This window comes from Mesorhizobium sp. M4A.F.Ca.ET.020.02.1.1 (assembly GCF_004022645.1).
In the GTDB taxonomy this organism is placed as follows: Bacteria; Pseudomonadota; Alphaproteobacteria; order Rhizobiales; family Rhizobiaceae; genus Mesorhizobium.
In genome coordinates, this window is the sequence record NZ_RZOI01001145.1 from 1 (window position 1) to 1145 (window position 1145).

Sequence of the window (1145 nt, forward strand, 5' to 3'; positions counted from 1 at the left end):
CTCCCCGTTCGTGAGAAAACTGTCCTCCTCGGCCGTGACATCGGCTTCGTCTTCCAGGACCCCTCCTCGAGCCTCGACCCGGTCATGCCGGTCGGCAACCAGATCGCCGAGGTCGCACGCACCCATCTCAAACTCACCTGGGCGCAGGCTTTCGCCAAAGCCAAGACCCTGCTCGAACGCGTCCGCTTACCCGATCCGGACACGTCCATGCGCGCTTACCCGCACCAGCTATCCGGCGGCCAGAAGCAGCGCGTCGCGATCGCCGCGGCAATAGCCGCCGGTCCGAAACTGCTGATCGCCGACGAGGCGACCAGCGCGCTCGACACCATCGTGCAGGCCGAGATCGTGTCGCTCATCCGGCGGCTGGTGGCCGAGGACGGCATGACGCTGCTGTTCATCAACCACGACATCGCGCTCGCCGCCGAGCTTGCCGAGCGCATCGCTGTGTTCCGCCATGGCGAACTGCTCGAGCTCGGCACGACGGCGGAGATCGTCTACGCCCCGCGCCACGCCTATACGCGCGCGCTGCTCGACGCTCATCTCGGCCTCGATGCCGGACAGTTGCGGCAGACCGGAGCGCCGGCATGAGCCTGCTCACCGTCTCCGGTCTCACCAAGCACTATCGCCGCGGCGGCAGAACCGTCTCCGCCGTCGATGGCGTCTCCTTGGCGATCGGGCCCGGCGAGACGCTGGCGCTTGCCGGCCCGTCCGGCAGCGGCAAGTCGACCATCGCCCGGCTGGTGCTCAGGCTGATCGAGCCGGACGCCGGCACCATCCGGTTCGAGGGCGCAGACTTCCTCTCGCTGGGCGGAGCGGCCCTGCGCGCCAGGCGAGCGCGGCTGCAGATGGTGTTCCAGGATCCGCTCGCCGCCTTCAATCCGCGCGCCACGGTGGCGCGCGTGCTGGACGACCCCTTGCGTATCCACGGCATCGCCTCGCGCACCGAACGCCCGCGCCGCATCGCCGCCCTGCTGGAACGGGTTGGCCTTGGCGCCGATCTCGCGCCGCGCGCCATCCACGAGATCTCCGGCGGCCAGCGCCAGCGCGTCGCCATTGCCCGCGCCATCGCCACCAGACCGTCGCTGATCGTGCTCGATGAGGCCGTGTCGGCGCTCGACGTATCGGTGCGCGGTCAGATCCTGGAC

Annotated in this window: 2 protein-coding genes; both read left to right on the plus strand. The window is 69.6% G+C overall.

Annotation, left to right across the window (positions count from 1 at the left end):
* Nucleotides 1-588: ABC transporter ATP-binding protein (locus EN742_RS35540; protein WP_148670556.1), on the plus strand; the 588-nt coding region annotated here is incomplete at its 5' end.
* Nucleotides 585-1145, plus strand: a 561-nt coding sequence (locus EN742_RS35545; protein WP_148670557.1) for a dipeptide/oligopeptide/nickel ABC transporter ATP-binding protein, incomplete at its 3' end; no start/stop codon positions are given. The genes EN742_RS35540 and EN742_RS35545, both read left to right, overlap by 4 nt.